Annotated in this window: 22 protein-coding genes and 1 pseudogene; 12 read left to right on the forward strand and 11 right to left on the reverse strand. The window is 59.1% G+C overall.

All coding sequences use genetic code 11. The features are described 5' to 3' along the window. The first annotated feature begins 66 nt into the window (after positions 1-66). On the forward strand, positions 67-993 hold the full coding sequence (gene tal, locus EAH78_RS07825; protein WP_123434332.1) for a transaldolase: 927 nt from the start codon (positions 67-69) through the stop codon (positions 991-993). Positions 994-1,066: 73 nt separating this feature from the next. Here the strand turns inward: tal and rssC are convergent, their stop codons facing one another. Together rssC and rssB are read right to left on the reverse strand one after the other, a co-directional pair. After that, entirely contained in the window at positions 1,067-1,549 is a 483-nt protein-coding gene (rssC, locus tag EAH78_RS07830; RefSeq protein ID WP_007943680.1) for an anti-sigma factor antagonist RssC, read from the reverse strand. Beyond that, the gene (rssB, locus tag EAH78_RS07835) at positions 1,549-2,730 is read right to left on the reverse strand and encodes a two-component system response regulator RssB (RefSeq protein ID WP_140667240.1); all 1,182 of its coding nucleotides are present in this window, start codon (positions 2,728-2,730) and stop codon (positions 1,549-1,551) included. The genes rssC and rssB overlap by 1 nt, the downstream gene beginning before the upstream one ends. A gap of 276 nt (positions 2,731-3,006) precedes the next feature. On the opposite strand from rssB, the gene EAH78_RS07840 reads away from it, so the two are divergent. Further along, positions 3,007-3,306, forward strand: coding sequence for a PilZ domain-containing protein (locus EAH78_RS07840; RefSeq protein ID WP_140667069.1), 300 nt, complete (start codon positions 3,007-3,009; stop codon positions 3,304-3,306). 60 nt (positions 3,307-3,366) lie between these two features. On the opposite strand, the gene EAH78_RS07845 is transcribed toward EAH78_RS07840, so the two are convergent. Beyond that, positions 3,367-4,056, reverse strand: a complete 690-nt coding sequence (locus EAH78_RS07845; protein WP_140667070.1) for an MlaA family lipoprotein — start codon at positions 4,054-4,056, stop codon at positions 3,367-3,369. A gap of 201 nt (positions 4,057-4,257) precedes the next feature. On the opposite strand from EAH78_RS07845, the gene EAH78_RS07850 reads away from it, so the two are divergent. The 3 genes and pseudogenes from EAH78_RS07850 to EAH78_RS32600 form a co-directional block, all read left to right on the forward strand. Further along, a complete protein-coding gene (locus tag EAH78_RS07850) occupies positions 4,258-4,878 on the forward strand; it encodes an HAD family phosphatase (RefSeq protein WP_140667071.1) in 621 nt (206 codons plus the stop codon). Positions 4,879-4,987: 109 nt separating this feature from the next. Then, the gene (locus tag EAH78_RS07855) at positions 4,988-5,251 is read left to right on the forward strand and encodes a DUF4404 family protein (RefSeq protein ID WP_140667072.1); all 264 of its coding nucleotides are present in this window, start codon (positions 4,988-4,990) and stop codon (positions 5,249-5,251) included. A gap of 63 nt (positions 5,252-5,314) precedes the next feature. Next, a pseudogene (locus EAH78_RS32600) lies at positions 5,315-5,413 on the forward strand (metal ABC transporter ATP-binding protein); the annotation flags it as partial. Positions 5,414-5,423: 10 nt separating this feature from the next. On the opposite strand, the gene queF reads toward EAH78_RS32600, so the two are convergent. Together queF and EAH78_RS07870 are read right to left on the reverse strand one after the other, a co-directional pair. Next, entirely contained in the window at positions 5,424-6,254 is an 831-nt protein-coding gene (gene queF / locus EAH78_RS07865; protein WP_027921667.1) for an NADPH-dependent 7-cyano-7-deazaguanine reductase QueF, read from the reverse strand. 61 nt (positions 6,255-6,315) lie between these two features. Then, on the reverse strand, positions 6,316-6,840 hold the full coding sequence (locus tag EAH78_RS07870; protein ID WP_140667073.1) for a cupredoxin domain-containing protein: 525 nt from the start codon (positions 6,838-6,840) through the stop codon (positions 6,316-6,318). 155 nt (positions 6,841-6,995) lie between these two features. On the opposite strand from EAH78_RS07870, the gene EAH78_RS07875 reads away from it, so the two are divergent. Together EAH78_RS07875 and EAH78_RS07880 are read left to right on the forward strand one after the other, a co-directional pair. After that, a complete protein-coding gene (locus tag EAH78_RS07875; RefSeq protein ID WP_140667074.1) occupies positions 6,996-7,676 on the forward strand; it encodes a heavy metal response regulator transcription factor in 681 nt (226 codons plus the stop codon). After that, positions 7,676-9,022 (forward strand): heavy metal sensor histidine kinase, encoded by a 1,347-nt coding sequence (locus EAH78_RS07880; protein WP_140667075.1) that lies wholly within the window; start codon positions 7,676-7,678, stop codon positions 9,020-9,022. The genes EAH78_RS07875 and EAH78_RS07880 overlap by 1 nt, the downstream gene beginning before the upstream one ends. A 105-nt stretch (positions 9,023-9,127) precedes the next feature. On the opposite strand, the gene EAH78_RS07885 is transcribed toward EAH78_RS07880, so the two are convergent. The 3 genes from EAH78_RS07885 to EAH78_RS07895 all read right to left on the reverse strand — a co-directional run bounded on the left by EAH78_RS07885 (position 9,128) and on the right by EAH78_RS07895 (position 12,376). Then, positions 9,128-10,372 carry a lipoprotein-releasing ABC transporter permease subunit gene (locus EAH78_RS07885; protein ID WP_140667076.1) on the reverse strand — a complete coding sequence of 415 codons (1,245 nt, stop codon included), beginning with the start codon at positions 10,370-10,372 and terminating at the stop codon, positions 9,128-9,130. Between the two features lie 62 nt (positions 10,373-10,434). Beyond that, complete coding sequence (gene lolD / locus EAH78_RS07890) at positions 10,435-11,118, reverse strand: lipoprotein-releasing ABC transporter ATP-binding protein LolD (protein WP_170219105.1); 684 nt, start codon at positions 11,116-11,118, stop codon at positions 10,435-10,437. A gap of 7 nt (positions 11,119-11,125) precedes the next feature. After that, positions 11,126-12,376 (reverse strand): lipoprotein-releasing ABC transporter permease subunit, encoded by a 1,251-nt coding sequence (locus EAH78_RS07895; RefSeq protein ID WP_140667078.1) that lies wholly within the window; start codon positions 12,374-12,376, stop codon positions 11,126-11,128. Between the two features lie 94 nt (positions 12,377-12,470). On the opposite strand from EAH78_RS07895, the gene EAH78_RS07900 reads away from it, so the two are divergent. Continuing rightward, the gene (locus tag EAH78_RS07900) at positions 12,471-13,049 is read left to right on the forward strand and encodes a PilZ domain-containing protein (RefSeq protein ID WP_140667079.1); all 579 of its coding nucleotides are present in this window, start codon (positions 12,471-12,473) and stop codon (positions 13,047-13,049) included. A 14-nt stretch (positions 13,050-13,063) separates the two neighbouring features. Continuing rightward, complete coding sequence (locus EAH78_RS07905) at positions 13,064-13,786, forward strand: glycerophosphodiester phosphodiesterase (RefSeq protein ID WP_140667080.1); 723 nt, start codon at positions 13,064-13,066, stop codon at positions 13,784-13,786. Positions 13,787-13,828: 42 nt separating this feature from the next. On the opposite strand, the gene sthA is transcribed toward EAH78_RS07905, so the two are convergent. Together sthA and EAH78_RS07915 are read right to left on the reverse strand one after the other, a co-directional pair. Then, positions 13,829-15,223: a Si-specific NAD(P)(+) transhydrogenase gene (gene sthA, locus EAH78_RS07910; RefSeq protein ID WP_007907752.1), complete on the reverse strand. Its 1,395-nt coding sequence runs from the start codon at positions 15,221-15,223 to the stop codon at positions 13,829-13,831. Between the two features lie 208 nt (positions 15,224-15,431). Then, complete coding sequence (locus tag EAH78_RS07915) at positions 15,432-16,481, reverse strand: FAD:protein FMN transferase (RefSeq protein ID WP_140667241.1); 1,050 nt, start codon at positions 16,479-16,481, stop codon at positions 15,432-15,434. Between the two features lie 159 nt (positions 16,482-16,640). Between EAH78_RS07915 and EAH78_RS07920 the strand changes: the two genes are divergently transcribed. Further along, positions 16,641-17,939 (forward strand): MFS transporter, encoded by a 1,299-nt coding sequence (locus EAH78_RS07920; protein ID WP_140667081.1) that lies wholly within the window; start codon positions 16,641-16,643, stop codon positions 17,937-17,939. Between the two features lie 181 nt (positions 17,940-18,120). On the opposite strand, the gene EAH78_RS07925 is transcribed toward EAH78_RS07920, so the two are convergent. Further along, positions 18,121-19,584, reverse strand: a complete 1,464-nt coding sequence (locus EAH78_RS07925) for a glyceraldehyde-3-phosphate dehydrogenase (protein ID WP_140667082.1) — start codon at positions 19,582-19,584, stop codon at positions 18,121-18,123. A 363-nt stretch (positions 19,585-19,947) separates the two neighbouring features. Here EAH78_RS07925 and mfd point away from each other — a divergent pair, with 363 nt between their 5' ends. Then, complete coding sequence (gene mfd / locus EAH78_RS07930; RefSeq protein ID WP_140667083.1) at positions 19,948-23,397, forward strand: transcription-repair coupling factor; 3,450 nt, start codon at positions 19,948-19,950, stop codon at positions 23,395-23,397. A gap of 10 nt (positions 23,398-23,407) precedes the next feature. After that, complete coding sequence (locus tag EAH78_RS07935) at positions 23,408-23,974, forward strand: CsiV family protein (RefSeq protein WP_140667084.1); 567 nt, start codon at positions 23,408-23,410, stop codon at positions 23,972-23,974. Positions 23,975-23,982: the final 8 nt, after the last annotated feature.

Genomic DNA, 23,982 nt, shown 5'->3' on the forward strand with positions numbered 1-23,982 from the left:
CATGCGCCCTTGAGTGGCTGTCAGCGCTCGGGTAATGTCATTAGACCCACAGGACAGAGCACGCCCATGACTTCCAAGCTGGAACAACTGAAACAAATGACCACCGTGGTTGCCGACACTGGTGACTTCGAAGCTATCGCTCGCGTTAAACCGGTGGACGCCACCACTAACCCTTCCCTGCTGCTCAAAGCCGCGGCGATTCCTGCCTATGCCGAATTGCTGAACGCCTGCGTTCACGACTGCAAAGGCGATGTGGGCCTGGCCAGCGACCGTTTTGGCGTTGCTGTCGGGCAAGAGATTCTGAAGGTTGTCCCGGGCCGCATTTCCACCGAAGTGGATGCACGCCTGTCGTTCGACACTGACGCCGTATTAAAGCGCGCGCACCGTCTGATCGAACTGTACGACAAGGCCGGCATTGGCCGTGACCGCGTGCTGATCAAAATTGCCTCCACCTGGGAAGGCATTCGCGCTGCAGAGACACTGGAAAAAGAAGGCATTCAGACTAACCTGACACTGTTGTTCTCGTTTGCTCAGGCGGCCGCGTGTGCCGATGCAGGTGTGTTCCTGATCTCGCCGTTCGTGGGCCGGATTTACGACTGGTACAAGAAAGCCAACGGCAACGACTACACCGGCGCGGATGATCCGGGCGTGCAGTCGGTGACCCGCATCTACAACTACTACAAAGCCAATGACTACAAGACTGTGGTGATGGGCGCGAGCTTCCGCAACCTGAGCCAGATTGAGCAATTGGCCGGTTGTGATCGTCTGACCATCAGCCCGGACCTGCTGGAGAAGTTGGCAGCGGACACTGGCAAGCTTGAGCGCAAGTTGGCGCCTGGGCATGCCGGTGAGGCGCGTCTGAGCTTGAATGAAGCGCAGTTCCGTTGGTTGTCCAACGAGGATGCGATGGCGACTGAGAAACTGGCCGAGGGCATTCGTCAGTTTGCTCGGGATCAGGAGAAGCTTGAAGCTCTGCTGCAAGCCAAGCTGTGATTTGAGTTAGCGCGATGCAAAAAGGGCGAACCTTGGTGGGTTCGCCCTTTTTTGTGCCAATTACGTTAAGTGATCAGTGACGCTCTAGCGCATTCACCAGGTCATGGAACGCTTCGCGATTATGGTCATTGAGCCCCATGAGGATTTTGTGGGCTTCAAGAACCTTGATCCTCACCACTTCCTCGGACTGGTCCTGGTCTGGCAGGTCGTCCAGGCATTCCGGGCACGGCACAGGCTGGTCAACAATGTTGAACACTTGCTCGAAGCCCATGGACTCCAGCAATCGGGTGATGTCTTCGTGGGTGGTGACGACAGTCGGCAGCAGGCCGACTTTCTGCCGCGACAGGATCGACAATTTGGCCAGCAGGCCAAGGGTGGTGCTGTCGATGCTGCGGGTTTCGGTCAGGTCGATCACGATCGCGTTGAAATTCAACGCGGTGAAGATCCGATCAATAGTCGCATCCAACGCCGAACACAGGGTCAGGCGAACTTCACCGACGAATTTCAGGACGAAGGTGCCGTCCTGCTCGGCGAACTGGATTCTACCGGTACTCATTAAAGATTCCTGCTCAACACCAACAGGGCGATATCATCCGGCATCTCCCCAAGCGTGGCCAATCCAAAAACCTGCCGCAGCCCATCCAGGGTGCCGCCCGCAGCCTTGACCCGTTGGGGCAACGCCGCTTCTTTTTCTTTAAGTGTGGGTTCTGGCAAAAGGTCCAGAATGCCATCAGACATCAGCGTCAGGCTGAACGTCGGCGGCAGTTCCAGCACGTGGTCTTCGTAGGTGGCTTCATTAAAGAGGCCCACCGGCAGACCGCGCCCTTCCAGATAACGAACACTGTCTGGCGTGTACAACACAGGCAACGGCAAATGACCACCGATGCTATAGGTCAACAAACCTGTCTCCTCGTCGATGACTCCACCGACCATTGTGACGTGTTTTCCCAGCTTACAACTGATCAGGCCTCGGTTGATATGACCAAGGACCTCTGAAGGCTTGAATTCCGGCAATGTACCGCTGCGCTTGGATTCGAACAGCAAGCGCGTGGTCATGAACTTCAGCAGCACGGTAACGAACGCTGAAGAAGCACCATGCCCGGAAACGTCTGCCAGGTAGAAGGCTACCCTACGCTCATCGACCCGAAAGTAGTCAACGAAATCACCCGACAGGTACAGCGACGGGATGATCTGGTGCGCAAACTGGAACTCGTTGATGGTCCAAGGGCTGACCGGCAGCATGTTCATCTGCACCTGGCGACCGGCGTTCTGGTCTTCCTGGAGCAGGTTCAGGCTGGCGGCGAGCTCACGGTTGGCCTTTTCCAGCTTCTCGCGGTAGCGCTGGTTTTCCAGCAGCAGGCGCGCACGATCCAGGGCCCGGCGCACAGAGTGCTCGAGCACGGCCAGATCTTCGAGAGGCTTGATCAGGTAATCCGCCGCGCCCAAGCGCAGTGCCTCGACCGCGTCGTTCATCACGCCGGCACCCGAAACAACAATCACCGGCGTTTGCGGGGACCGTTCGGTGACCTGGCGAATGAGTTCGAGTCCGCCCATCTGCGGCATGCGCAGATCGCAGATGACCAAGTCGGGCTTGTCTTGCTCGAATACCTGAAGACCCTGCTGGCCATTGCTGGCCTGCAGGACACTGAAACCACTGTCTTCCAAATAGGCCGCGAGACTCGCGCGCACTACTTCGTCATCATCGATTATCAGCAGCGTGGCACTGGTTTTTGGCATGTGGGCAAACGGCGCCAGAATTAGGTTGGCGTAGCAGGCACGGGTTTTAGCCCGGCTCACACTACTGGATTCGCTATCTAGCCTCTCTATTGCACCGTTTTCGAGCGTTTGCCCTACTCACCTGTACACCAGAGGTGCCCTTCTAAGGCGCAGACGGTACTCCCATCCGAGAGGCGTTTCAAGCTCACGCCGATGGTCGCTTGGCGTCTTTACTTGTCAAATCACCGGGAGTTATAAGAACAGGCAAATCCGTAACCCAATGGAAGGATCGAGCCCATGAGTCAAACCGGTCGGGACTACAGCGAAAAGCGCGATTTCATCCGCATGCGAGTCGATGCCGATGTGTCGTTGATTCATGAAGGTGATGAGGTGCCAGCCGTCTGCATCGACCTTTCCAGCAGTGGTATGCAGGTTGAAGCGAGACGTGAATTCAAAGTGGGCGACCGACTCAACGTGCGCATTGATTCCGATCACGCCGCACTAAAAGGACTTGAGGCCGACACCGAAGTGGTATGGGTGAAGTCTTTGGACGGTGAAGGTCAGAAACTCGGGCTTACAATCTTGAAGATGAAATAAGCCGGATCCAAACGAAAGAAGGCGTCCCATGGGCCGCCTTCTTCGTTTTACCGGTCGAGGTTAAAAATCGTCTTCAACCTTGCCGTCTTTGACTTTGAATTCGCGGTTCTGCAAGTACGCATTACGGATGAAGGTGTACTTGTCGCCGGTGATCAGCTTCTCGCTCGACAGCAAGCTGGCGCGCGTGTCGACGATGTTCAGGCCGAAGACCGAGTTACGCACCGGCACGTCGTTGATGTACGGATACGGTCCGGTGTAGCTGTCGACGAACTTGGATGGCGCATCACGCAAAGTGCTTGGGCCCAACAGCGGCAACATCACGTAGGGGCCGCTGCCCATACCCCAGTAGCCGAGGGTTTGACCGAAGTCTTCGTCGTTGCGATTCAGGCCCATCTTGGTGCCCACATCGAAAAAGCCCAGCAAGCCGAACGTGGTGTTGAAGATGATACGTGCGGTATCGACACCTGCGGCGGCCGGTTTGGCCTGCAGAATGTTGTTCACCAGGTTGGTGACGTCACCGACGTTGCGGAACATGTTGTGGATGCCGTCTTCCAGAAACTGCGGCGTTATGAACTCATAGCCCTGGGCCACAGGCTTGAGTGCATACGTGTCGATCACATCGTTGAACTTGTAGATCGGACGGTTAACGCTTTCCCAAGGATCGTCTTCCGTAGCAGCCTGAGCCCCAAACGGAACCAGCAACACACTGGCACACACAAAAAGCTGAGCGAGATGATTGCTCCAGCGCATAGAAAAACTCCTTGGATTTTTACTGGCGCGGGCACTTGTCCCGGGCGTTAAGCTGGCAAGTATAAGACGGAAAAGCCGATTTAGGCAGCATCGTGCGCATTCACCTACAGATGAATCGTCCTGATGGAGAGCGCCTCACATCAATGTCACTCAACTGTCACCGACGCCGCATAGCCTTGTCACTATTTCAGGGACGTTCCTATGCCGCACGCCGAAACCTTGCCCGTTGCAGCACCCAGCTTGACCGCCGTTCTGTTCGGCCTCAGTGGTTGCCTGGTGGATTTCGGCGCCCGCACGCGCCAACACGGAGCTTATTCTGCCGAGCACGCCGAGGCCACTCCCGGCGCGCTGGACAGCCTGCGCAGTTTGCAGCGCCAGCAAATCCCCTGCGCCTGGCTTGATGAATTACCCCCCGCCCTCAGCCATTCCCTGGCCGTCAGCCTGCCCTCTTGGATCACCTCGTCGCAACATCCCGCAACAATCAACCCATGGCCCGCTCCGAACGCTTGCTGGCAAGCCCTGATGGCGCTGAATGTCGAACGCCTGGATGGCTGCGTGCTGGTCAGTGGCGAACCACGGTTGCTGCAATCGGGCTTGAATGCCGGGCTGTGGACGATTGGCCTGGCGTCCTGCGGATCACTCTGCGGCCTCGCACCCGGCGAATGGCACGCATTGACCCAAAAGGAACGCGAGCACTTGCGCGGCAAGGCGACGATGCAGCTATTCGGGCTGGGTGTGCATTCGGTGATCGATCATCTCGGCGACCTCGACACCTGCCTGGCCGATATCAGCCTGCGCCGGCTCAAGGGCGAAAAGCCCTGACCGAGATCATGCAGGTTGTGCGCAAGTGGATTAATCTAAAGGTCAGCCATAGACCTTTGGCGCGAGGCTGCGGTCTATGCCAGTGCCTATCGATAAAAGGAAGAACGCCATGCCTGCCCGCGAACTGCAAGAACAACTCAATACTCTGCGCGAGCAATTGGACCAGAATCCACCGCTCAACGAAGATGAGCGCAAAAATCTCCATGAGTTAATGGCCCAGATTGAAGCCGAGATCAAACTGGAAAGCTCAACTCAAGACACCAGCCTCGCCGATGGCGTCAACCTGGCCGTCGATCGATTTGAACTTGAACACCCGCTGATTGCCGGCACCTTGCGCAACATCGCGCAAACCCTGGTCAGCATCGGGATCTGAACCCGCCGGATACAAAAAAGCCCCGCTAGCGATAGCGGGGCTTTTTAATATCCAGGATTTGCAATGCAATCCCCTGTGGGAGCGGGCTTGCTCGCGAAGGCGGCGTGCCAGTCGACATCTATATTGAATGATTCACCGCATTCGCGAGCAAGCCCGCTCCCACATTAGATCTTCACTGGCGGACCAGGCGGTGGTTCGGCAGTTGAACGGTTTCGGTGCTGCGGTACGGGTTGATATCCAGCCCGCCACGGCGCACATACCGTGCATACACCGTCAATTTCTCCGGTTTCAGCAAGCGCTGCAGGTCGAGGAAAATCCGCTCCACGCACTGCTCATGAAAGTCCGAGTGCTGACGGAAGCTCACGATGTATTCCAGCAAGCTCGCGTGGTCCAGCGCCGCGCCACGGTACTCCACCGCCACGCTACCCCAATCCGGCTGACTGGTGACCGGGCAGTTGGATTTGAGCAAATGGCTGTGCACGCTCTCCTCTACGATGCGCGACTCATCGCAACGCAGCAGTTCCGGACGCGGATGCTCGTAGTTGCTGACGCTGATGTCCAAGTCATCAATGCACACACCGGGCAAGGCGACGACGCCTTCGGCTTCAACGTCCTTGAGGCTGCGAATGCGCACGCCAACCGGTTTGCCGGCAGCCGCCGACAAGTCTTTCGCCAGCGTCGCTTCGAGGCTCGCCGTGTCGGCAAACGGCGTCTGGTTCAGCGAGTTCAGGTACAGCTTGAACGACTTCGATTCGATGATGTTCGGCGAATCCGCCGGGATGCTGAACTCGCCAATCGCCACCACGGGCTTGCCGGACGGCAACAGCCACGACAGCTCAAAGCAGTTCCAGAAATCCACGCCTTTATATGGCAGGGTTTCAGCCGTCAGGCCCAGCTCGGCCCATTTCGCGGTACGCGGGATCGGGAACAGCAGGGACGGCGTGTAAGTGGCGATGTATTCGCTGGATTTGCCCAGCGGCGAGTGTTCGGCTGCGGGATGCATGGCGGAAACCTGACTGAAGAATCAGCGGATTCTACCAGCCTTTGCGCCCGCCATTGAGTGCTTACTGACTGACAGTCAACTTGCCGACCATGCCCGCCTGGTAATGGCCTGGAATGTTGCAGGCAAATTCCAGGCTGGTGGCCTTGGTGAAGGTCCAGGTCAGCTCGGCGGTTTTACCCGGCTCGACGAGGACGCTGTTCGGGTCGTCGTGCTTCATCATTCCATGATCCATGCCCGCCATCGAACCGTGGTCCATTTCCTTCATGCTTGTAGGCGTCAACATGCCGCTCTGCTGCATCTGCAACATTTCCTGCTGGTGTTTGGCATGCATCGCCGCGTCACCGAGGTTGAATTCGTGCAGCAACTGGCCTTTATTCACCAACACAAAACGAATGGTCTCACCGGCCTTGATATCGATCGCCTTGGGGGTGAACGACATGTCGCCCATCACCACTTCAACACTGCGAGACGCCTGGGCCGCCGCAGCGGGCTGGCCGAAGTCGTAGGACTGCGCCGGGCCAGCCCACACCGGCGAACTCAACGCCAACAAACACGCCACCCGCAGCAAAGATTTGCGCAAAAACATCGTCGTACTCCAACAAGATAAGGTTCTGCCTGTGGAAAACTCTAAACTGCCCACACTGCCCGCAACCTGACAGCCAGATTACAACTTTGTCAGGTTGACCTGTCATAACGCTGCCCACGGTATAAAGCGTTCGTTCCATTTGCCCAGAGTCGCCCATGAAATTGCTGATCGTCGAAGACCAACCGAAAACCGGCCACTACCTGCGCCAGGGCCTGACCGAGGCCGGTTTCAATGCGGAACTGGTGGCCGATGGCAGCACCGGGCAACAACTGGCGCTGAGCGGCGACTACGCACTGTTGATTCTCGACGTGATGTTGCCTGGTCGCGATGGCTGGCAGATTCTGCAAGCGGTACGCGGTGCCGGCCTCGACACACCCGTGCTTTTTCTGACGGCGCGTGACGCGGTGGAAGACAGAGTCCACGGACTTGAACTGGGTGCCGACGATTACCTGGTCAAACCATTCGCCTTCTCCGAACTGCTGGCCCGGGTCCGCAGCCTGTTGCGTCGCGGCGGCACCTCGCCACAGGAAACCAGCTTGCAACTGGCCGATTTGCGCCTGGACTTGATCCGCCGTCGCGTTGAGCGCAGCGGCCAGCGCATCGACCTCACGGCCAAAGAGTTCGCCTTGCTGGAAATGCTCCTGCGCCGTCAAGGCGAAGTCCTGCCCAAATCGCTGATTGCCTCTCAGGTCTGGGACATGAATTTCGACAGCGACACCAATGTGATCGAAGTCGCGATCCGTCGTTTGCGCCTGAAGATCGACGATGAATTCCCCAACAAGCTGATCCACACCGTGCGCGGCATGGGTTACGTCCTTGAAGAGCGTATTGCCTGATGCGGCGTCTTTCGTTGAGCAGCCGTCTGGCGTTGCTGTTTGCGGCCTGCACGGCGGTGGTTTCGCTGTTCGCCGGGGTGTTGTTCAGCCGCGCCAGCGAGGCGCACTTCGTCGAGCTTGATCAGCAATTGCTGGACGGCAAGCTGATTGGATTGCGCCGGGCGCTTCACGACATTCAATCCAGCGAGAGCGAAATCAGACTCGCGGATGAATTGAGCCGCCAGGCCGATTTGTCGCTGCGTATCACTGGCAGCGAAGGCCAGCGCTGGTATGACAGCTCGACGCTGCCGGACAAGCTGCCGCAAACACCCGGTTTGTCGACGCTGAACGACGGCGGCACCGACTACCGCGTGCTGAATGCGCCGTTGTTTGTCGATAAACCTCACTCTCCACAACTGACCTTGTTGCTGGACATCACCCATCACCAGCACTTTCTGCAACGCATGCAGCATCTGATCTGGCTGACCGTGGGGTTGTCAGCCCTGGCCACCGCCCTGCTCGGTGCCTGGGCGGCGCGCAGCGGGTTGCGCCCGTTGCGGCGTATGAGTGCGGTTGCCCGTGGCGTTTCGGCGCAATCACTGAACGCGCGCCTGCCAGAAGCGAATATGCCGCCAGAACTCGCGGAATTGGCCCACAGCTTCAACGCCATGCTCGGACGTCTTGATGACTCTTTTCAACGGCTCTCGGCGTTCTCCGCTGACATTGCGCATGAACTGCGCACGCCGCTTTCGAACCTTCTGACCCACACACAGGTGACCCTCACCCGCCCCCGGCCCATCGAGGATTACCGCGAAGCGCTGCACAGCAACCTCGAAGAACTGCAATGGATGGCGCAACTGGTCAACGACATGTTGTACCTGGCCAAGGCGGATCACGGATTGCTGACGCCCAAGCGCGAACCGCTGGAGCTGGCGCAGGAAGTGGATCTGTTGCTGGAGTTTTTTGCGCCGCTGGCGGAAGACGCTCGGGTAGCGCTCACGCGGGAAGGCAACGCTCACATGGAGGGTGACCGCAGCATGTTGCGGCGGGCGCTGTCCAATTTACTGGACAATGCGCCGCGGTTCACACCGGCCGAGGGTGAGGTTCGGGTGCGGATTGTCGAGCAGGCTAAAGGGTTGAGCCTGACGGTTGAGAACAGTGGCGATGGGATTGATGGGGCGTTGCTTGCGCGATTGTTTGACCGGTTTTATCGGGCCGATCCGGCGCGCCAGGAAGGCAGCAGTGAACATGCTGGGTTGGGTTTGGCGATTACGCAGTCGATCATTCGCGCCCATGGCGGGCAGATTCGATGCGAATCGGGGAATGGATGGACGCGGTTTGTGATTGAGTTGCCGAAGGGGGATTGAGGCCAGCAGGTCTGGCCCCTTCGCGAGCAAGCCCGCTCCCACATTTGACCGAGTCAACTCAGATCTAAAGTGGGAGCGGGCTTGCTCGCGAAGGGATGTTACGGCTTACGAATACCTTAGCGCGTGAGCCGGCTCGATCTTCGCCGCACGCCACGCTGGGTAAACGGTGGCCAGGAAGCTCAAGATGAAACCCGCCGAGCAAATCAACAGCACATCCCCGCCCTGCAGTTCCGAAGGCAGGTTACTGACGAAATACACATCAGAACTGAAAATGTGCTGCCCACTCACCCGCTCGATCCAGCCCACCAGTTCACTGACGTTCAACGCCGCTATCACGCCCAACACGCCGCCGATCAAGGTCCCGACAATCCCGATCACGGTGCCCTGGACCATGAAGATCGCCATGATCTGCCCCGGCGTGGCGCCGATGGTGCGCAGGATCGCAATGTCCGCGCCCTTGTCGTTCACCACCATGATCAGGGTCGCGATGATGTTGAACGCCGCCACCGCGACAATCATCAGCAACAGCAGGCCGATCATGGTTTTTTCCATTTTCATCGCGCTGAACAGACTGCCCTGGGTGTGGGTCCAGTCGTCAGCCTTGTAGGCAGCACCCAAACCGCTGGCGATGTCGCTCGACACTTGCGGCGCGGCGTACAGATCCTTCACCGCCAGGCGCACGCTCTGCACCTGATTCGGCTCCCAATGTTGCATCTGCGCGGCATCGGCGACATGGATCAGCGCCATCGAACCGTCCAGTTCGGCCCCAACCTTGAACACGCCAACCACGTTCAGGCGCTGCATGCGTGGGGTAATCCCGCCCGGGGCGGTGCTGACTTCAGGCACGATCAGGGTGATCTTGTCGCCGACGTTCAAACGGAAACGCCGCGCCGTGATCTCGCCAATCACCACGCCGAACTCACCCGGCTTCAGGGCATCCAGACGCCCCTGAACAATGTGCTGGGCAACGATCGACACCTTGCCTTCCTGGGCCGGATCGACGCCGCTGACCTGGATCGGCTGCATTGAGCCCTTGTAGGACAGCATGCCTTCCATCTCGGTGAACGGCACGGCGGCCGTGACTTCCGGATTTTTCATCGCGGCCGCTGCAACCGGCTGCCAATCGTCAATCGGGTTCACGCCGACGATGGTCGCGTGCGGCACCATGCCGAGGATCCGCGAGCTCATTTCGCGCTGGAAGCCGTTCATCACCGACAACACCACAATCATCGCCAACACGCCCAGGGCGAGGCCGATCATCGAGGTCATCGAGATGAAGGAAACAAAGCGATTGCGGCGCTTGGCGCGGGTATAGCGCGCGCCGATGAAGATCGATAACGGTCTGAACATTCGCTGGGCACCGTATAAAAATAAAAGACCCGACGTCTTTCAAGACGCCGGGTTTCGGTCAATCAGATGGGCGTCAGGCAACCTTCCTGCAAATGCAGGACGCGATCCATCTGGCGAGCCAGGTTCATGTCATGAGTCACCACCAGGAACGCGGTGCGCATCGAGGTGCTGAGTTCCAGCATCAAATCCTGAATGCCCTGGGCGGTGTGGGAGTCGAGGTTGCCGGTCGGCTCGTCGAGCATCACCAGGCCTGGCTTGTTCACCAAGGCGCGGGCGATGGCCACGCGCTGACGTTCGCCGCCGGACAATTCGGACGGTTTGTGCTCAAGGCGATGGCCGAGCCCAACCCGCTCCAGCAATGCCGTGGCGCGCTGGCGTGCCTCCGGGATCGCAGTCTTGCCGATCAGCAACGGCATGCAGACGTTTTCCAGCGCGGTGAATTCCGGCAGCAAATGGTGGAACTGGTACACGAAGCCGAGGGAGCGGTTACGCAGCAGGCCGCGATTCTTCTCGCTCAGTGCCGACAGTTCTTCACCATCGAGCCAGACGCTGCCCTTGGTCGGCGTATCAAGACCACCCAACAGGTTGAGCAAGGTACTTTTGCCCGAACCCGAGGTGCCGACAATCGCCACACGCTCGCCCGGGTGCAACTCCAGTTGCAGACCGGCCAGCACTTGCACCGACTCCGGGCCTTCCTCGTAGGATTTGCCCAGGTTACGGCAGCTCAAGATTGCTTTATCACTCATGCCCGACTCACTCATAACGTAGCGCCTCCGCAGGCTGGGTGCGCGCGGCACGCCAGGCTGGATACAGGGTGGCGAGGAAACTCAGGACCAACGCGGCGCCGCAGACCATCAAGACGTCCTGGCTCTGCACTTGCGACGGCAGGTAATCGATGAAGTACACGTCGGCGTTGAGGAATTTATGGCCGATCACGCCTTCGAGAGCCGAGATCGCGGCGCTGACGTTCAGCGCGGCGAAGATCCCGACCACGGCGCCGATCAGCGTACCGACTACACCAATGACGGTGCCCTGCACCATGAAGATCGCCATGATCGTGCGCGGCGTGGCGCCCAGGGTGCGCAGAATCGCGATGTCGCCCTTCTTGTCATTTACCACCATCACCAGCGTGGAAATGATGTTGAACGCGGCAACGGCGACGATCAGCAACAACAGCAGGCCGATCATGGCTTTTTCCATGCGGATCGCCTGATACAGGTTGCCGTGGGTACGGGTCCAGTCGCGGGCGTAATAACGGTCTTCGCCCAGTTGTTGAGCGATGCTCCACGCGGTGCGCGGCGCCTGGAACAGGTCGTCGAACTTCAGGCGGATGCCCTGCACCTGATCCGGCTTCCAGCGGTGCAGCCGGGCCAGATCCTGCAAGCTGGTGATGCCCAGGTAACCGTCCAGCTCACCGGCGCCGACATGGAAGATGCCGACCACGGTAAAGCGCTTCATGCGCGGGAACATGCCGGCCGGGGTCACGGTGACTTCCGGCGCGACAAACGTCAGCTTGTCGCCGAGGGCCGCACCGAGCTTGGCCGCGGCCTTGTCGCCGATGACGATGCCGAATTCACCCGGCACGAGATCGTCGAGTTTGCCCTGCTGCATGAAGTTATCAATGATCGAGACATTGCGCTCTAGCGCAGGATCGATGGCATTGAGCAGGACTTTGGAGACTTTGCCGTTGTTGGTCAGCAACCCCTGCATCTGGGTAAACGGCGCCACGGCCGTCACCTGCGGGTTCTGCTTGACCTTGGCGGCCAGGCTTTGCCAGTCGCTGATTGGCTCACCGGACTCGATGGTCGCGTGGGGCACCATGCCCAGCACGCGGGTGCGCATCTCATGATCGAAGCCGTTCATGACCGACAGCACCACAATCATCACCACCACGCCGAGGGCGAGACCGATCATTGAAGTCAGGGAAATGAACGACACAAAATGATTGCGACGCTTTGCACGGGTATAACGCGTGCCAATAAATACGAAGAGAGGTCTGAACATGTCGGGGCTTGTTCGGAGGGAAAAGGAACGTCCTTGTGGCGGGGGTCGATAACCAGCTTTACACTCAGACCACCGCCGCTACCATGGGTTCGCCATGTCGACATTAGATGAAGAAGATCGCCGCGAATACTACCGTATCGAGGACACGATCGCACTGGAAATTCGGACCCTGTCCGCTCCCGAGGCCGCAGGCCTGGAAGTGTTGCAGGATGCTTCCCCACTGTTCAACTTGCTCAGCGAACTGCACCTGAGCGAATTCGAGTCGCAACACCTGCTACGCCAGATCAGTGAACGTGACCGCAACCTCGCGGCGTTCCTGAAATCCCAGAACAAACGCATCGATTTACTCAGCCAGGTGATCGCAATCACCGTGCTCGGGCAGATTGGCGAGCCGCAGCCGGTGATCATTTCCGAAGGTGGCATCGACTTTCAGTTTCCGACACCTATCGCCGTGGGCGCGCACCTGTCGGTCAAACTGGTGCTGATGCCGCAAGCCCTCGGCCTGTTGCTGCGAGCCCGCGTCACCCATTGCGACCGCAAGGCGGGAGCCTTTGACGTCGGCACCGAGTTCGAACGCCCGACCGATGCCCAGCGGCAGTTGCTGGCCCGCTACATCTTGCAGAAGCAGGCCCAGGAACGACGACTGGCCCGCGAAAACGAATCAGGCATTTAATTTAAGGAAGAACCGTGACCCTCATCTACGGCCATCGCGGCGCCAAGGGCGAAGCACCGGAAAACACCCTGACCAGCTTTCAGGAATGCCTCAAACACGGCGTGCGCCGTTGCGAACTGGACCTGCACCTGTCCATGGACAACGAGTTGATGGTCATCCACGACCCGACACTCAAGCGCACCACTGACCGTCGCGGCAAAGTCGTCGAACACACGGCGGCCGAACTGGTGACTTACGACGCACGCAAAGGTGGCCCGGGCTGGATCAAACCCTGCCCGATTCCGACGCTGGAAGAATTGTTCGAAAAGTGCGACTTCGATCACTGGCAGCTGGAAGTCAAAAGCGCTTCACGCACCCGCGCAGCGACTACGGTGCTGGCGATTCGCGAAATGGCTCAGCGTTTCGGCTTGCTCGAAAAGGTCACGATCACCTCGAGTTCACGCGAAGTGTTGAAAGCTGCGCTGGATCTGGTGCCGGACGTGTCTCGCGGTTTGGTGGCCGAATACGCCTGGCTCGACCCGCTCAAGGTCGCGCAAAGCTACGGCTGTGAAATTCTGGCGTTGAACTGGACCCTGTGTACGCCGGAACGCCTGCAGAAGGCGCAGCGTCAAGGGCTGCATGTGTCGGTTTGGACAGTCAACGAGCCCGCGCTGATGCGCAGACTCGCCGACTTCGGCGTTGACAGCCTGATTACAGACTTTCCCGGTTTGGCCAGCGCCACGCTCGAGAATTGCTGAAATCGGTCTCCCCGGCCGGCTCAGGCCACCGGCCGGAGCCACTCAAAAAAGCCGGTTGAGGCCATCGTACGCCGCTACCCGATAGGCTTCAGCCATGGTCGGGTAGTTGAACGTCGTGTTGACGAAATACTTCAGGGTGTTCAGTTCGCCCGGCTGGCTCATGATCGCCTGACCGATGTGCACGATCTCCGACGCCTGATAACCGAAGCAGTGAACGCCCAGCACTTCCAGGGTTTCGCGGTGGAACAGGATCTTCAACATGCCCTGAGGCTCGCCCGCGATCTGTGCACGCGCCATGCTCTTGAAGAACGCCTTGCCCACTTCGTACGGCACCTTGGCCTGGGTCAGCTCCTGCTCGTTCTTGCCGATCGAGCTGATCTCCGGAATGGTGTAGATGCCGGTCGGCACGTCATTAACGAAGCGCCAGCTGTTGTTATCGACGATGCTCCCAGCGGCCGAACGGCCTTGGTCGTGGGCAGCACTCGCCAGGCTCGGCCAGCCGATCACGTCACCGGCACCGTAAATGTTCGGCACGCAGGTGCGGTAGGCTTCGTCGACTTCGATCTGACCACGGCTGTTGACCTTCACGCCGATGTTTTCCAGACCCAACTGGTCGGTGTTGCCGGTACGGCCGTTGCACCAGAGCAAGGCATCGGCCTTGATCTTCTTGCCGGACTTGAGGTGCAGGATCACACCGTTGTCCACGCCTTCGACGCGGTCGTAGTCTTCGTTGTGGCGAACCGTGATGTTGTTGTTGCTGAAGTGGTAGCTCAACGCCTGGGAAATTTCCGAGTCGAGGAAGCTCAGCAACTGACCGCGGTTATCCACCAGCTCAACCAGTACACCCAGACCGCTGAAGATCGACGCGTATTCGCAACCGATTACGCCAGCGCCGTAAACGATGAGTTTGCGCGGGGTGTGACCGAGGCTGAGGATGGTGTCGCTATCGTAGATACGCGGGTGGTGGAAATCGATGTCCGCCGGGCGATAAGGACGCGAGCCGGTGGCGATGATGATGTGCTTGGCCACCAGTTTTTCGACCACGCCGTTGGCGCAAACCACTTCGATGGTTTGTTCGTCGGCGAAGCTGCCGGTGCCGAAGAACACGTCGACGCGGTTACGGGCGTAGTAGCCGGTGCGCGAAGCGACTTGTTTGGAAATGACTTTCTCGGCGCTTTTCAGCACGTCCGGAAACGAGAACCAGCGCGGTTCACCAATGGCCCGGAACATCGGGTTGGTGTTGAACTGCATGATCTGCCGGACCGAGTGACGCAGTGCCTTGGACGGGATGGTACCCAGGTGGGTGCAGTTGCCGCCGACCTGGCGACGGCTATCGACCATCGCCACCTTGCGCCCTGCTTTGGCGGCGTTCATTGCCGCGCCTTCTCCCGCAGGGCCGGAACCCAGCACCACCACGTCGTAGTTGTAGACAGCCATGCGTACTCCTCAGAACAGGCCGCGGCGCCATCGGCACCCTGCGGCTAAATCACGCCGATCTGCGGCGTGAAGGAACAATTTGGGGCCAGTGCAGAACCCGGACACAGTCTATAGAAGCGTCAACGCCGCGCACATTAACCCTTGGTCGCGTCGTAGGCTAGTTTTGCCTGCACTACAACGCCAGTCTTCACTGCTTGAATCATTGCCATCACTCGGTTTTGCCGCCACTGAGGCGTTCAAAAGCCTGATTGGTGCGTGTGACGAATCCTGTATCGGCACGAATCACAAAGAATGCACCAATGTCATGTGCCTGGGCATAGTCCCAACCCCGTTCAGGGCCGAGAATCAGCAACAGCGTCGATAGTCCATCGGCCATCAACGCTGAAGGATGAATCACAGTGACTGACGCCAGGGTGTGTAGGATCGGTGCACCGGTGCGTGCATCGAAGGTGTGGGAATAACGCCTTCCGTCCTGTTGAAAATAGTGGCGGTAATCGCCAGAGGTTGAAACGCCAAAGCCATCCACCGCGATCACTTTTTGCGCCACCTGCTGATCATCCCGGGGCTCTTCGAGGGCTATTCGCCAGGGTGAACCGTCGAGTTTCTTGCCCGCGGCCTTGAGCTCGCCCGTGGCTTCGGCGAGGTAATCGTGGATCCCCATGGCTTCGAGCCTTGCGGCAATGGTGTCGACGGCATAACCGGCGGCGATGCTATTGAAGTCGACTTCGACAGCGGCATCCTTGCACAACTGATCGCGGTCGATGCGCAGGTGCTGGTAACCGACTCGTTGCCTCACTTCGGCCAGCGCCTGAGCGCTCGGGACTTTTTCCTCACGGGCCTGCGGGCCAAATCCCCAGAGATTGAGTAGTGGTTCTACGGTCAGGTCGTAGGAGCCTTCGCTTTGCTCCGACAGTTGTTCACCGACGCGAATCAATTTGAGGATCGACGCCGGCATTTTCTGACAGCGATTGGCCGGGAGATCATTGAAGCGTTCGATGTCGGAGTCGCTGCGGTAGGTCGACATTTGTTGATCGACTTCAGCGAGGATTTTTTCGACCTGAACACGAACCTCTGACGGGGCGGGAAGCCCGGGATGGCGCAGGTACTTGATCGAATACGTGCTGCCCATGGTCGGGCCGCCGAAGCTTTCCAGGTTGTCGCCGTTGCCACAACCGCACAAAACGCCGGCCAGCACCACAAGCCCACCCCATCGTCCAGTTAACAAATCTTCATCTCCCCTCAAAACCGCGCCCGCCATTATGGGCATCAGAGCGCATGAGCGCGAGGTCTGCCTGCGCCCGTCAGTCAAACGTAAAACCTGTGGGAGCGAGCCTGAACGCGATAGCGGTGACCGGACTTACGACCGCCACACACAGGTGCAGCGTTTTCAAACAAGATCCAGCGTGAGTACCTAAAAATGTCTTCCAATACGAGCAACGGCAAAGCAATTTTTCGCGTCGTCAGTGGAAACTTCCTGGAGATGTTCGACTTTATGGTCTACGGCTTTTACGCCACGGCCATCGCTAAAACCTTCTTCCCTGCCGACAGCGCTTTCGCTTCCCTGATGTTGTCCCTGGCCACTTTCGGTGCCGGCTTCCTGATGCGTCCACTGGGGGCGATTTTCCTCGGTGCCTATATCGACCGTCATGGTCGTCGCAAAGGTTTGATCATCACCCTGGCCATGATGGCCGCCGGCACAGTGCTGATTGCCTGCGTGCCGGGTTACGCCACGCTGGGCGTCGCGGCGCCGCTGATTGTTTTGTTCGGTCGCCTGTTGCAAGGCTTCTCGGCCGGTGTGGAATTGGGCGGCGTGTCGGTGTATCTCGCCGAGATTTCGACGCCGGGTCGCAAGGGCTTTTTCGTCAGTTGGCAGTCCGCCAGCCAACAAGCCGCGGTGGTGTTCGCTGGCCTGCTGGGCGTCGGTTTGAACCACTGGCTCAGCCCGGAACAAATGGGTGACTGGGGCTGGCGCGTGCCGTTCCTGATTGGCTGCATGATCGTGCCGGTGATTTTCGTGATTCGCCGTTCGCTGGAAGAAACACCGGAGTTTCAGGCGCGTATACACCGCCCTACCCTGCGCGAAATCGTCCGATCCATCGGCCAGAACTTCGGCATTGTTATCGCTGGTATGGCGCTGGTGGTGATGACCACCGTGTCGTTCTACCTGATCACCGCTTATACCCCGACTTTCGGCAAAGCCGAGTTGCACTTGTCCGACCTGGATGCGTTGCTGGTAACGGTGTGTATCGGCCTGTCGAACTTCTTCTGGCTGCCGGTGATGGGTACCGTGTCTGACAAGATCGGGCGCAAACCCCTACTGCTGGCGGCGACGATTCTGGCAATCCTCACTGCTTACCCGGCCCTGTCGTGGCTGGTGGCGAACCCGAGCTTCAGCCATTTGCTGATTGTCGAGTTGTGGCTGTCGTTCCTGTATGGCTCGTACAACGGCGCCATGGTCGTGGCGCTGACCGAGATCATGCCGGTTGAGGTTCGTACGACGGGGTTCTCTTTGGCCTACAGCCTGGCGACCGCGACGTTCGGTGGGTTTACACCGGCGGCGTGTACGTATCTGATTCATGTGCTGGACAACAAGGCTGCGCCGGGGATCTGGCTCAGTGGTGCGGCGGTGCTGGGGTTGATCGCGACGCTGGTGTTGTTCCGGGGGAACAAGCATGAACTGCGGACGGCGCAGGCAGCAGTAGTCGGCGGCGCCTGATCCATCGCCTTCGCGAGCAAGCCCGCTCCCACATTTGACCGAGTTGTCCAGGCGGACACGGTCAAATGTGGGAGCGGGCTTGCTCGCGAAGAGGCCGGCACCGACAACACACCCAACGGACCAAACCACACAAACAAAAACGCCCCGACCTAGGCCGGGGCGTTTTCATGTGTAGCTAAGCTTAGCGCGGGAACGCAGGCGGGTTTACACCGGCCATGTCTTCCATCACGCGTACTACCTGGCAGCTGTAACCGAATTCGTTGTCGTACCAAACGTACAGAACAACGCGGTTGTCTTGGGTGATGGTTGCTTCAGCGTCCACAACGCCTGCGTGGCGCGAGCCAACGAAGTCGGTGGACACCACTTCCTGCGAGTTGACGTAATCGATTTGCTTATGCAGATCGGAGTGCAGCGCCATGTAGCGCAGGTACTCGTTCATCTCTTCGCGGGTGGCGGCTTTCTCAAGGTTCAGGTTGAGAATGGCCATCGACACGTTTGGCGTCGGAACGCGGATCGCGTTACCGGTCAGCTTGCCGGCCAGCTCAGGCAGTGCCTTGGCAGCAGCAGTGGCAGCGCCGGTCTCGGTGATCACCATGTTCAGCGCGGCGCTACGGCCACGGCGATCGCCCTTGTGGAAGTTGTCGATCAGGTTCTGGTCGTTGGTGTACGAGTGAACCGTTTCAACGTGACCATTCACGATGCCGAACTTGTCGTTAACAGCTTTCAGCACCGGCACGATGGCGTTGGTGGTGCAGGAAGCGGCGGAAACGATCTTGTCGTCAGCGGTGATTTCACCGTGGTTGATGCCGTGAACGATGTTCTTCAGCTTGCCTTTACCCGGCGCGGTCAGAACAACGCGGTCGATACCCGGGCACGCCAGGTGTTGACCCAGGCCCTCGGCGTCACGCCATACACCGGTGTTGTCCACCAGCAGCGCGTCTTTGATGCCGTACTGGGTGTAATCCACTTCAGTCGGATTCTTCGCGTAGATAACCTGGATCAGGTTGCCGTTGGCGGTGATGGTGCTGTTGGCTTCATCGATGGTAATGGTGCCGTCGAACGGACCATGAACCGAATCGCGACGCAGCAGGCTTGCACGCTTGACCAGATCGTTCTCGGCGCCCTTGCGGACAACGATGGCGCGCAGACGCAGGCCGTCGCCACCACCGGTTTTCTCGATCAGGATACGCGCCAGCAGACGACCGATACGACCGAAGCCGTACAGGACAACGTCGGTGCCTTTGCGAGCGGCAACGTTCTGCTGCCCAACAACGTCAGCCAGTTCTTCACGGACGAACTGCTCGGCAGTGCGACCTTTACCTTCGGCCTTGAACTTGACCGCAAGCTTGCCCAGGTCTACCGAAGCGGCGCCGAGCTTGAGCTCGCTCATCGCCTTCAGCAGCGGGAATGTTTCGTGGACGGACAATTCGCTGTCATCGGACTGACGATGACGGGCAAAGCGGTGAGCTTTGAGAATCGCAATGACTGAACGGTTGATCAGGCTGCGGCCATAGATCGAGCTCACCACGTTGTTATTGCGGTAGAGCTGACCGATAAGCGGAATCATCGCTTCTGCGAGTGCTTCACGGTCGATCCATTCACCAAGACACTGGTCGGGCTTCTGAGTCACGGGAACCTTCCACATGTAGGGGCAGAAAAAAGGGGCTACATTATGCCGCCGACTCCCTCCCGTAGCAATGCGTGCTTGTCGTGCGATCAGTAACATTTTCCTGTTCAAAAAAATCACGCCGCGCCGAAGCCCAATAAAACCGGGGCTTCCAGCGCAGTCAAATTTTTGGAGACAACGCTACCTTGTCCGTAACCCTCCGTAACACTGGTTGGTTTTGCCACTACATAATCAGCAAATATCAGTAAAAAACCGGCAGATTTTGTCTTTACCACTACATTTCGCCAAACCTGCGTAATAGACACAGTCTGCAACTGACAGGCGGCACCCGGGGCCGCTACAATTACCGACTTTGTCGCAACGCTTGGAGCTCAACCTTCCGTGCCCGTTCTGCGTCTACCGCTTCTCCCTGCCGCGGCAGGTAAACAGCACTGGGGCAACCTGCCCGGTGCCGCCCTCAGCCTGGCCATCGCCGAGGCTGCCAGCGCTGCCAAGCGCTTTACCCTGCTGCTGACCGCCGACAGCCAAAGTGCCGAACGGCTGGAGCAGGAGCTGAGTTTCTTCGCCCCGGATTTGCCCGTACTGCATTTCCCGGACTGGGAAACCCTGCCCTACGATCTGTTTTCGCCGCACCAGGACATTATTTCCCAGCGCATCGCCGCCCTTTACAGGCTGCCGGAGCTGAGCCATGGCGTGCTGGTGGTGCCGATCACCACCGCCCTGCATCGCCTGGCGCCGACCAAGTTCCTGCTCGGCAGCAGCCTGGTGCTGGACGTCGGCCAGAAGCTCGATGTCGAACAAATGCGTACGCGGCTTGAAGCCAGCGGCTATCGCTACGTCGACACGGTGTACGAGCATGGCGAGTTCACGGTGCGCGGCTCGCTGATCGACCTGTTTCCGATGGGCAGCAAACTGCCCTTCCGAATCGACCTGTTCGATGACGAAATCGAGACGCTGCGCACGTTCGATCCGGAAAACCAGCGCTCCATCGATAAAGTCGACACCGTCCGTCTGCTGCCTGCGCGTGAATTTCCGCTGCAAAAAGATGCGGTCACTCGCTTCAAAGCACGCTTCCGCGAGCGCTTTGATGTCGACTTCCGCCGCTGCCCGATCTTCCAGGACCTGAGCAGCGGGATTACACCGGCGGGTATCGAGTACTACCTGCCGCTGTTCTTCGACGAAACCTCCACCTTGTTCGATTACTTGCCACAGGACACGCAAGTGTTTTCCCTACCCGGCATCGAGCAAGCGGCGGAGAATTTCTGGAACGACGTGCGCAACCGCTATGAAGAGCGCCGCGTCGATCCGTCCCGTCCTTTATTACCACCGGCCGAGCTGTTCCTGCCGGTGGAAGATTGTTTTGCCCGCCTGAAGAGCTGGCCCCGTGTGGTGGCCAGTCAACAGGACGTGGAAACCGGTGTCGGTCGCGAGCGCTTCCCGGCGCGCGAACTGCCGAACCTGGCCATCGAAGCCAAAGCCACTCAGCCATTGGCGGCGCTGGCGGGTTTCCTTGACGAATTCCCCGGACGCGTGCTGTTCACCGCCGAATCGGCGGGCCGTCGTGAAGTGCTGCTGGAATTGCTAGAGCGCCTGAAGCTGCGACCGAAAACCGTCGACAGCTGGCCGGACTTCGTCGCGAGCAAAGAGCGTTTGGCAATCACCATCGCCCCGCTCGACGAAGGCCTTGTGCTCGACAACCCGGCCCTGGCTCTGGTGGCCGAAAGTCCGTTGTTCGGTCAGCGCGTGATGCAGCGCCGTCGCCGCGAAAAACGCGCCGACGCCAATAACGATGCGGTCATCAAGAACCTCACCGAACTGCGCGAAGGCGCGCCGGTGGTGCATATCGATCACGGCGTCGGCCGCTACCTCGGGCTGGCCACGCTGGAAATCGACGATCAGGCCGCCGAATTCCTCACGCTGCAATATGCCGAAGGCGCCAAGCTGTACGTGCCGGTGGCCAACCTGCACCTGATCGCTCGCTACACCGGCAGCGATGATGCCTTGGCCCCGCTGCACCGTCTCGGCTCGGAAACCTGGCAGAAAGCCAAGCGCAAAGCGGCCGAACAGGTACGCGATGTTGCCGCCGAGTTGCTGGACATTTATGCCCGTCGCGCCGCTCGCGAAGGTTATGCGTTCGAAGACCCGAAAGCCGATTACGCAACGTTCAGTGCTGGCTTCCCGTTCGAAGAAACACCCGACCAGCAAACCACCATCGACGCGGTGCGTGCCGACATGCTCGCGCCCAAGCCGATGGATCGTCTGGTCTGCGGCGACGTGGGTTTCGGCAAGACTGAAGTGGCCATGCGCGCCGCTTTCATCGCGGTGCACGGCGGTCGTCAGGTGGCAATTCTGGTGCCGACCACCCTGCTCGCCCAACAGCATTACAACAGCTTCCGCGACCGCTTCGCCGATTGGCCGGTGACTGTGGAAGTGATGAGCCGCTTCAAGTCGACCAAGGAAGTGAACGCCGCCGTCGCGGACCTGGCCGAAGGCAAGATCGACATCGTGATCGGCACGCACAAGCTGCTGCAGGACGACGTGAAGATCAAAAACCTCGGGCTGGTCATCATCGATGAAGAACACCGCTTTGGTGTGCGCCAGAAGGAACAGCTCAAGGCACTGCGCAGCGAAGTCGATATCCTGACCCTGACCGCCACGCCGATTCCGCGCACGCTGAACATGGCCGTGTCGGGCATGCGCGATCTGTCGATCATTGCCACGCCACCCGCGCGTCGCCTGTCGGTGCGGACCTTCGTCATGGAGCAGAACAAGAGCACGGTCAAAGAGGCCCTGCTCCGTGAGTTGCTGCGTGGCGGCCAGGTTTACTACCTGCACAACGACGTGAAGACCATCGAGAAATGCGCCGCCGACCTCGCCGAGCTGGTGCCGGAAGCACGAATCGGCATCGGCCACGGGCAGATGCGCGAACGCGATCTCGAACAAGTGATGAGCGACTTCTACCACAAGCGCTTCAACGTGCTGATTGCCTCGACCATCATCGAGACCGGCATCGACGTGCCGAGTGCCAACACCATCATCATCGAGCGTGCCGACAAGTTCGGCTTGGCGCAGCTGCACCAATTGCGCGGCCGCGTCGGGCGCAGTCACCACCAGGCTTACGCTTACCTGCTGACGCCGCCGCGCCAGCAGATCACCCCGGATGCGGAAAAGCGTTTGGAGGCGATCGCCAACACCCAGGACCTTGGCGCAGGCTTCGTGCTGGCGACCAACGACCTGGAAATCCGTGGCGCCGGCGAGCTGTTGGGCGATGGTCAGAGCGGGCAGATCCAGGCGGTTGGCTTTACGCTGTACATGGAAATGCTCGAACGCGCGGTGAAGTCGATCCGCAAGGGCGAGCAACCAAACCTGGATCAGCCGTTGGGCGGTGGTCCGGAAGTCAATCTGCGCGTACCGGCATTGATTCCCGAAGACTATCTGCCGGACGTTCACGCCCGATTGATTCTCTACAAACGCATCGCTTCGGCCACCGACGAAGAAGGCCTCAAGGACTTGCAAGTCGAGATGATCGATCGATTCGGCCTGTTGCCGGAGCCGACCAAGAACCTGATGCGTATCACAGCGCTGAAGTTGCAGGCCGAATTGCTGGGCATCAAAAAAGTCGACGGCGGCCCTCAAGGTGGCCGAATCGAGTTCGCGGCGCAGACACCGGTCGATCCGCTGACGCTGATCAAACTGATTCAGGGCCAGCCCAAACGCTACAAATTCGAAGGCGCCACGATGTTTAAATTCATGGTGCCGATGGAGCGCTCGGAAGAACGCTTTAATACTGTAGAGGCGCTGCTTGAGCTCCTTATCCCGAAAACTGCTTGAAGGACGCCGCATGCGCCTGTTTCGTTTACTGACCTTGCTGACAACCCTGGTCGCACCCACGGCGTTTGCCGATGATCTGTATCAGATTGAAATGATCCTGGTCCGGCAAAACGCCGTACCCGCTATCGTCAGCCGCGCCGCACCGGAAGACTGGGCCGCCGGCGCGCAGCCCATCAGCAAGGACAGCCTGCGCACGCCGAGCCTGAATGGCGAAGTGGAAAAACTCACGGCCAGCGCGGACTACACCGTGTTGCTGCACAAAACCTGGCAACAAACGCTCGGCGAACAAGCCAGCAAAGTGGCGATCAGCGACGGCAAGGAACAATATGGTCAGTTCCCGATCGAGGGCACGTTGAACCTGAAACTGGGGCGCTTCACCGACGTCGACGCCGACTTCTGGGTCAACCAGATCGACGGCAACGGCATGGTTACCGCCAGCGAAAGCCTCAAGCAAGAAAGCCATACCAAGAACGGCCAGCTGAACTTCCTCGACAACGGCCACCTCGGCCTGTTGATCAAGATCACCTCGCTCACCGCCCCTGCGCCTCGGCCAGTCCCCGATGAAATTCCGGACTGATTGAAGTC

Origin of the sequence: Pseudomonas arsenicoxydans, from assembly GCF_006438915.1 — a bacterium.
Taxonomy (GTDB): Bacteria; Pseudomonadota; Gammaproteobacteria; order Pseudomonadales; family Pseudomonadaceae; genus Aquipseudomonas; species Aquipseudomonas arsenicoxydans_A.

What these genes read in the sequence shown, in the direction of transcription:
- EAH78_RS07915 (WP_140667241.1), bottom strand. Translation starts at nt 16,481, where the DNA reads ATGGCGGGCGCGGTTTTGAGGGGAGATGAAGATTTGTTAACTGGACGA.
- EAH78_RS07885 (WP_140667076.1), bottom strand. Translation starts at nt 10,372, where the DNA reads ATGTTCAGACCGTTATCGATCTTCATCGGCGCGCGCTATACCCGCGCC.
- lolD (WP_170219105.1), bottom strand. Translation starts at nt 11,118, where the DNA reads ATGAGTGATAAAGCAATCTTGAGCTGCCGTAACCTGGGCAAATCCTAC.
- EAH78_RS07880 (WP_140667075.1), top strand. Translation starts at nt 7,676, where the DNA reads ATGCGGCGTCTTTCGTTGAGCAGCCGTCTGGCGTTGCTGTTTGCGGCC.
- EAH78_RS07840 (WP_140667069.1), top strand. Translation starts at nt 3,007, where the DNA reads ATGAGTCAAACCGGTCGGGACTACAGCGAAAAGCGCGATTTCATCCGC.
- EAH78_RS07850 (WP_140667071.1), top strand. Translation starts at nt 4,258, where the DNA reads ATGCCGCACGCCGAAACCTTGCCCGTTGCAGCACCCAGCTTGACCGCC.
- EAH78_RS07845 (WP_140667070.1), bottom strand. Translation starts at nt 4,056, where the DNA reads ATGCGCTGGAGCAATCATCTCGCTCAGCTTTTTGTGTGTGCCAGTGTG.
- EAH78_RS07855 (WP_140667072.1), top strand. Translation starts at nt 4,988, where the DNA reads ATGCCTGCCCGCGAACTGCAAGAACAACTCAATACTCTGCGCGAGCAA.
- EAH78_RS07895 (WP_140667078.1), bottom strand. Translation starts at nt 12,376, where the DNA reads ATGTTCAGACCTCTCTTCGTATTTATTGGCACGCGTTATACCCGTGCA.
- EAH78_RS07875 (WP_140667074.1), top strand. Translation starts at nt 6,996, where the DNA reads ATGAAATTGCTGATCGTCGAAGACCAACCGAAAACCGGCCACTACCTG.
- EAH78_RS07900 (WP_140667079.1), top strand. Translation starts at nt 12,471, where the DNA reads ATGTCGACATTAGATGAAGAAGATCGCCGCGAATACTACCGTATCGAG.
- EAH78_RS07870 (WP_140667073.1), bottom strand. Translation starts at nt 6,840, where the DNA reads ATGTTTTTGCGCAAATCTTTGCTGCGGGTGGCGTGTTTGTTGGCGTTG.
- EAH78_RS07920 (WP_140667081.1), top strand. Translation starts at nt 16,641, where the DNA reads ATGTCTTCCAATACGAGCAACGGCAAAGCAATTTTTCGCGTCGTCAGT.
- queF (WP_027921667.1), bottom strand. Translation starts at nt 6,254, where the DNA reads ATGCATCCCGCAGCCGAACACTCGCCGCTGGGCAAATCCAGCGAATAC.
- EAH78_RS07925 (WP_140667082.1), bottom strand. Translation starts at nt 19,584, where the DNA reads ATGTGGAAGGTTCCCGTGACTCAGAAGCCCGACCAGTGTCTTGGTGAA.
- tal (WP_123434332.1), top strand. Translation starts at nt 67, where the DNA reads ATGACTTCCAAGCTGGAACAACTGAAACAAATGACCACCGTGGTTGCC.
- rssC (WP_007943680.1), bottom strand. Translation starts at nt 1,549, where the DNA reads ATGAGTACCGGTAGAATCCAGTTCGCCGAGCAGGACGGCACCTTCGTC.
- EAH78_RS07935 (WP_140667084.1), top strand. Translation starts at nt 23,408, where the DNA reads ATGCGCCTGTTTCGTTTACTGACCTTGCTGACAACCCTGGTCGCACCC.
- rssB (WP_140667240.1), bottom strand. Translation starts at nt 2,730, where the DNA reads ATGCCAAAAACCAGTGCCACGCTGCTGATAATCGATGATGACGAAGTA.
- sthA (WP_007907752.1), bottom strand. Translation starts at nt 15,223, where the DNA reads ATGGCTGTCTACAACTACGACGTGGTGGTGCTGGGTTCCGGCCCTGCG.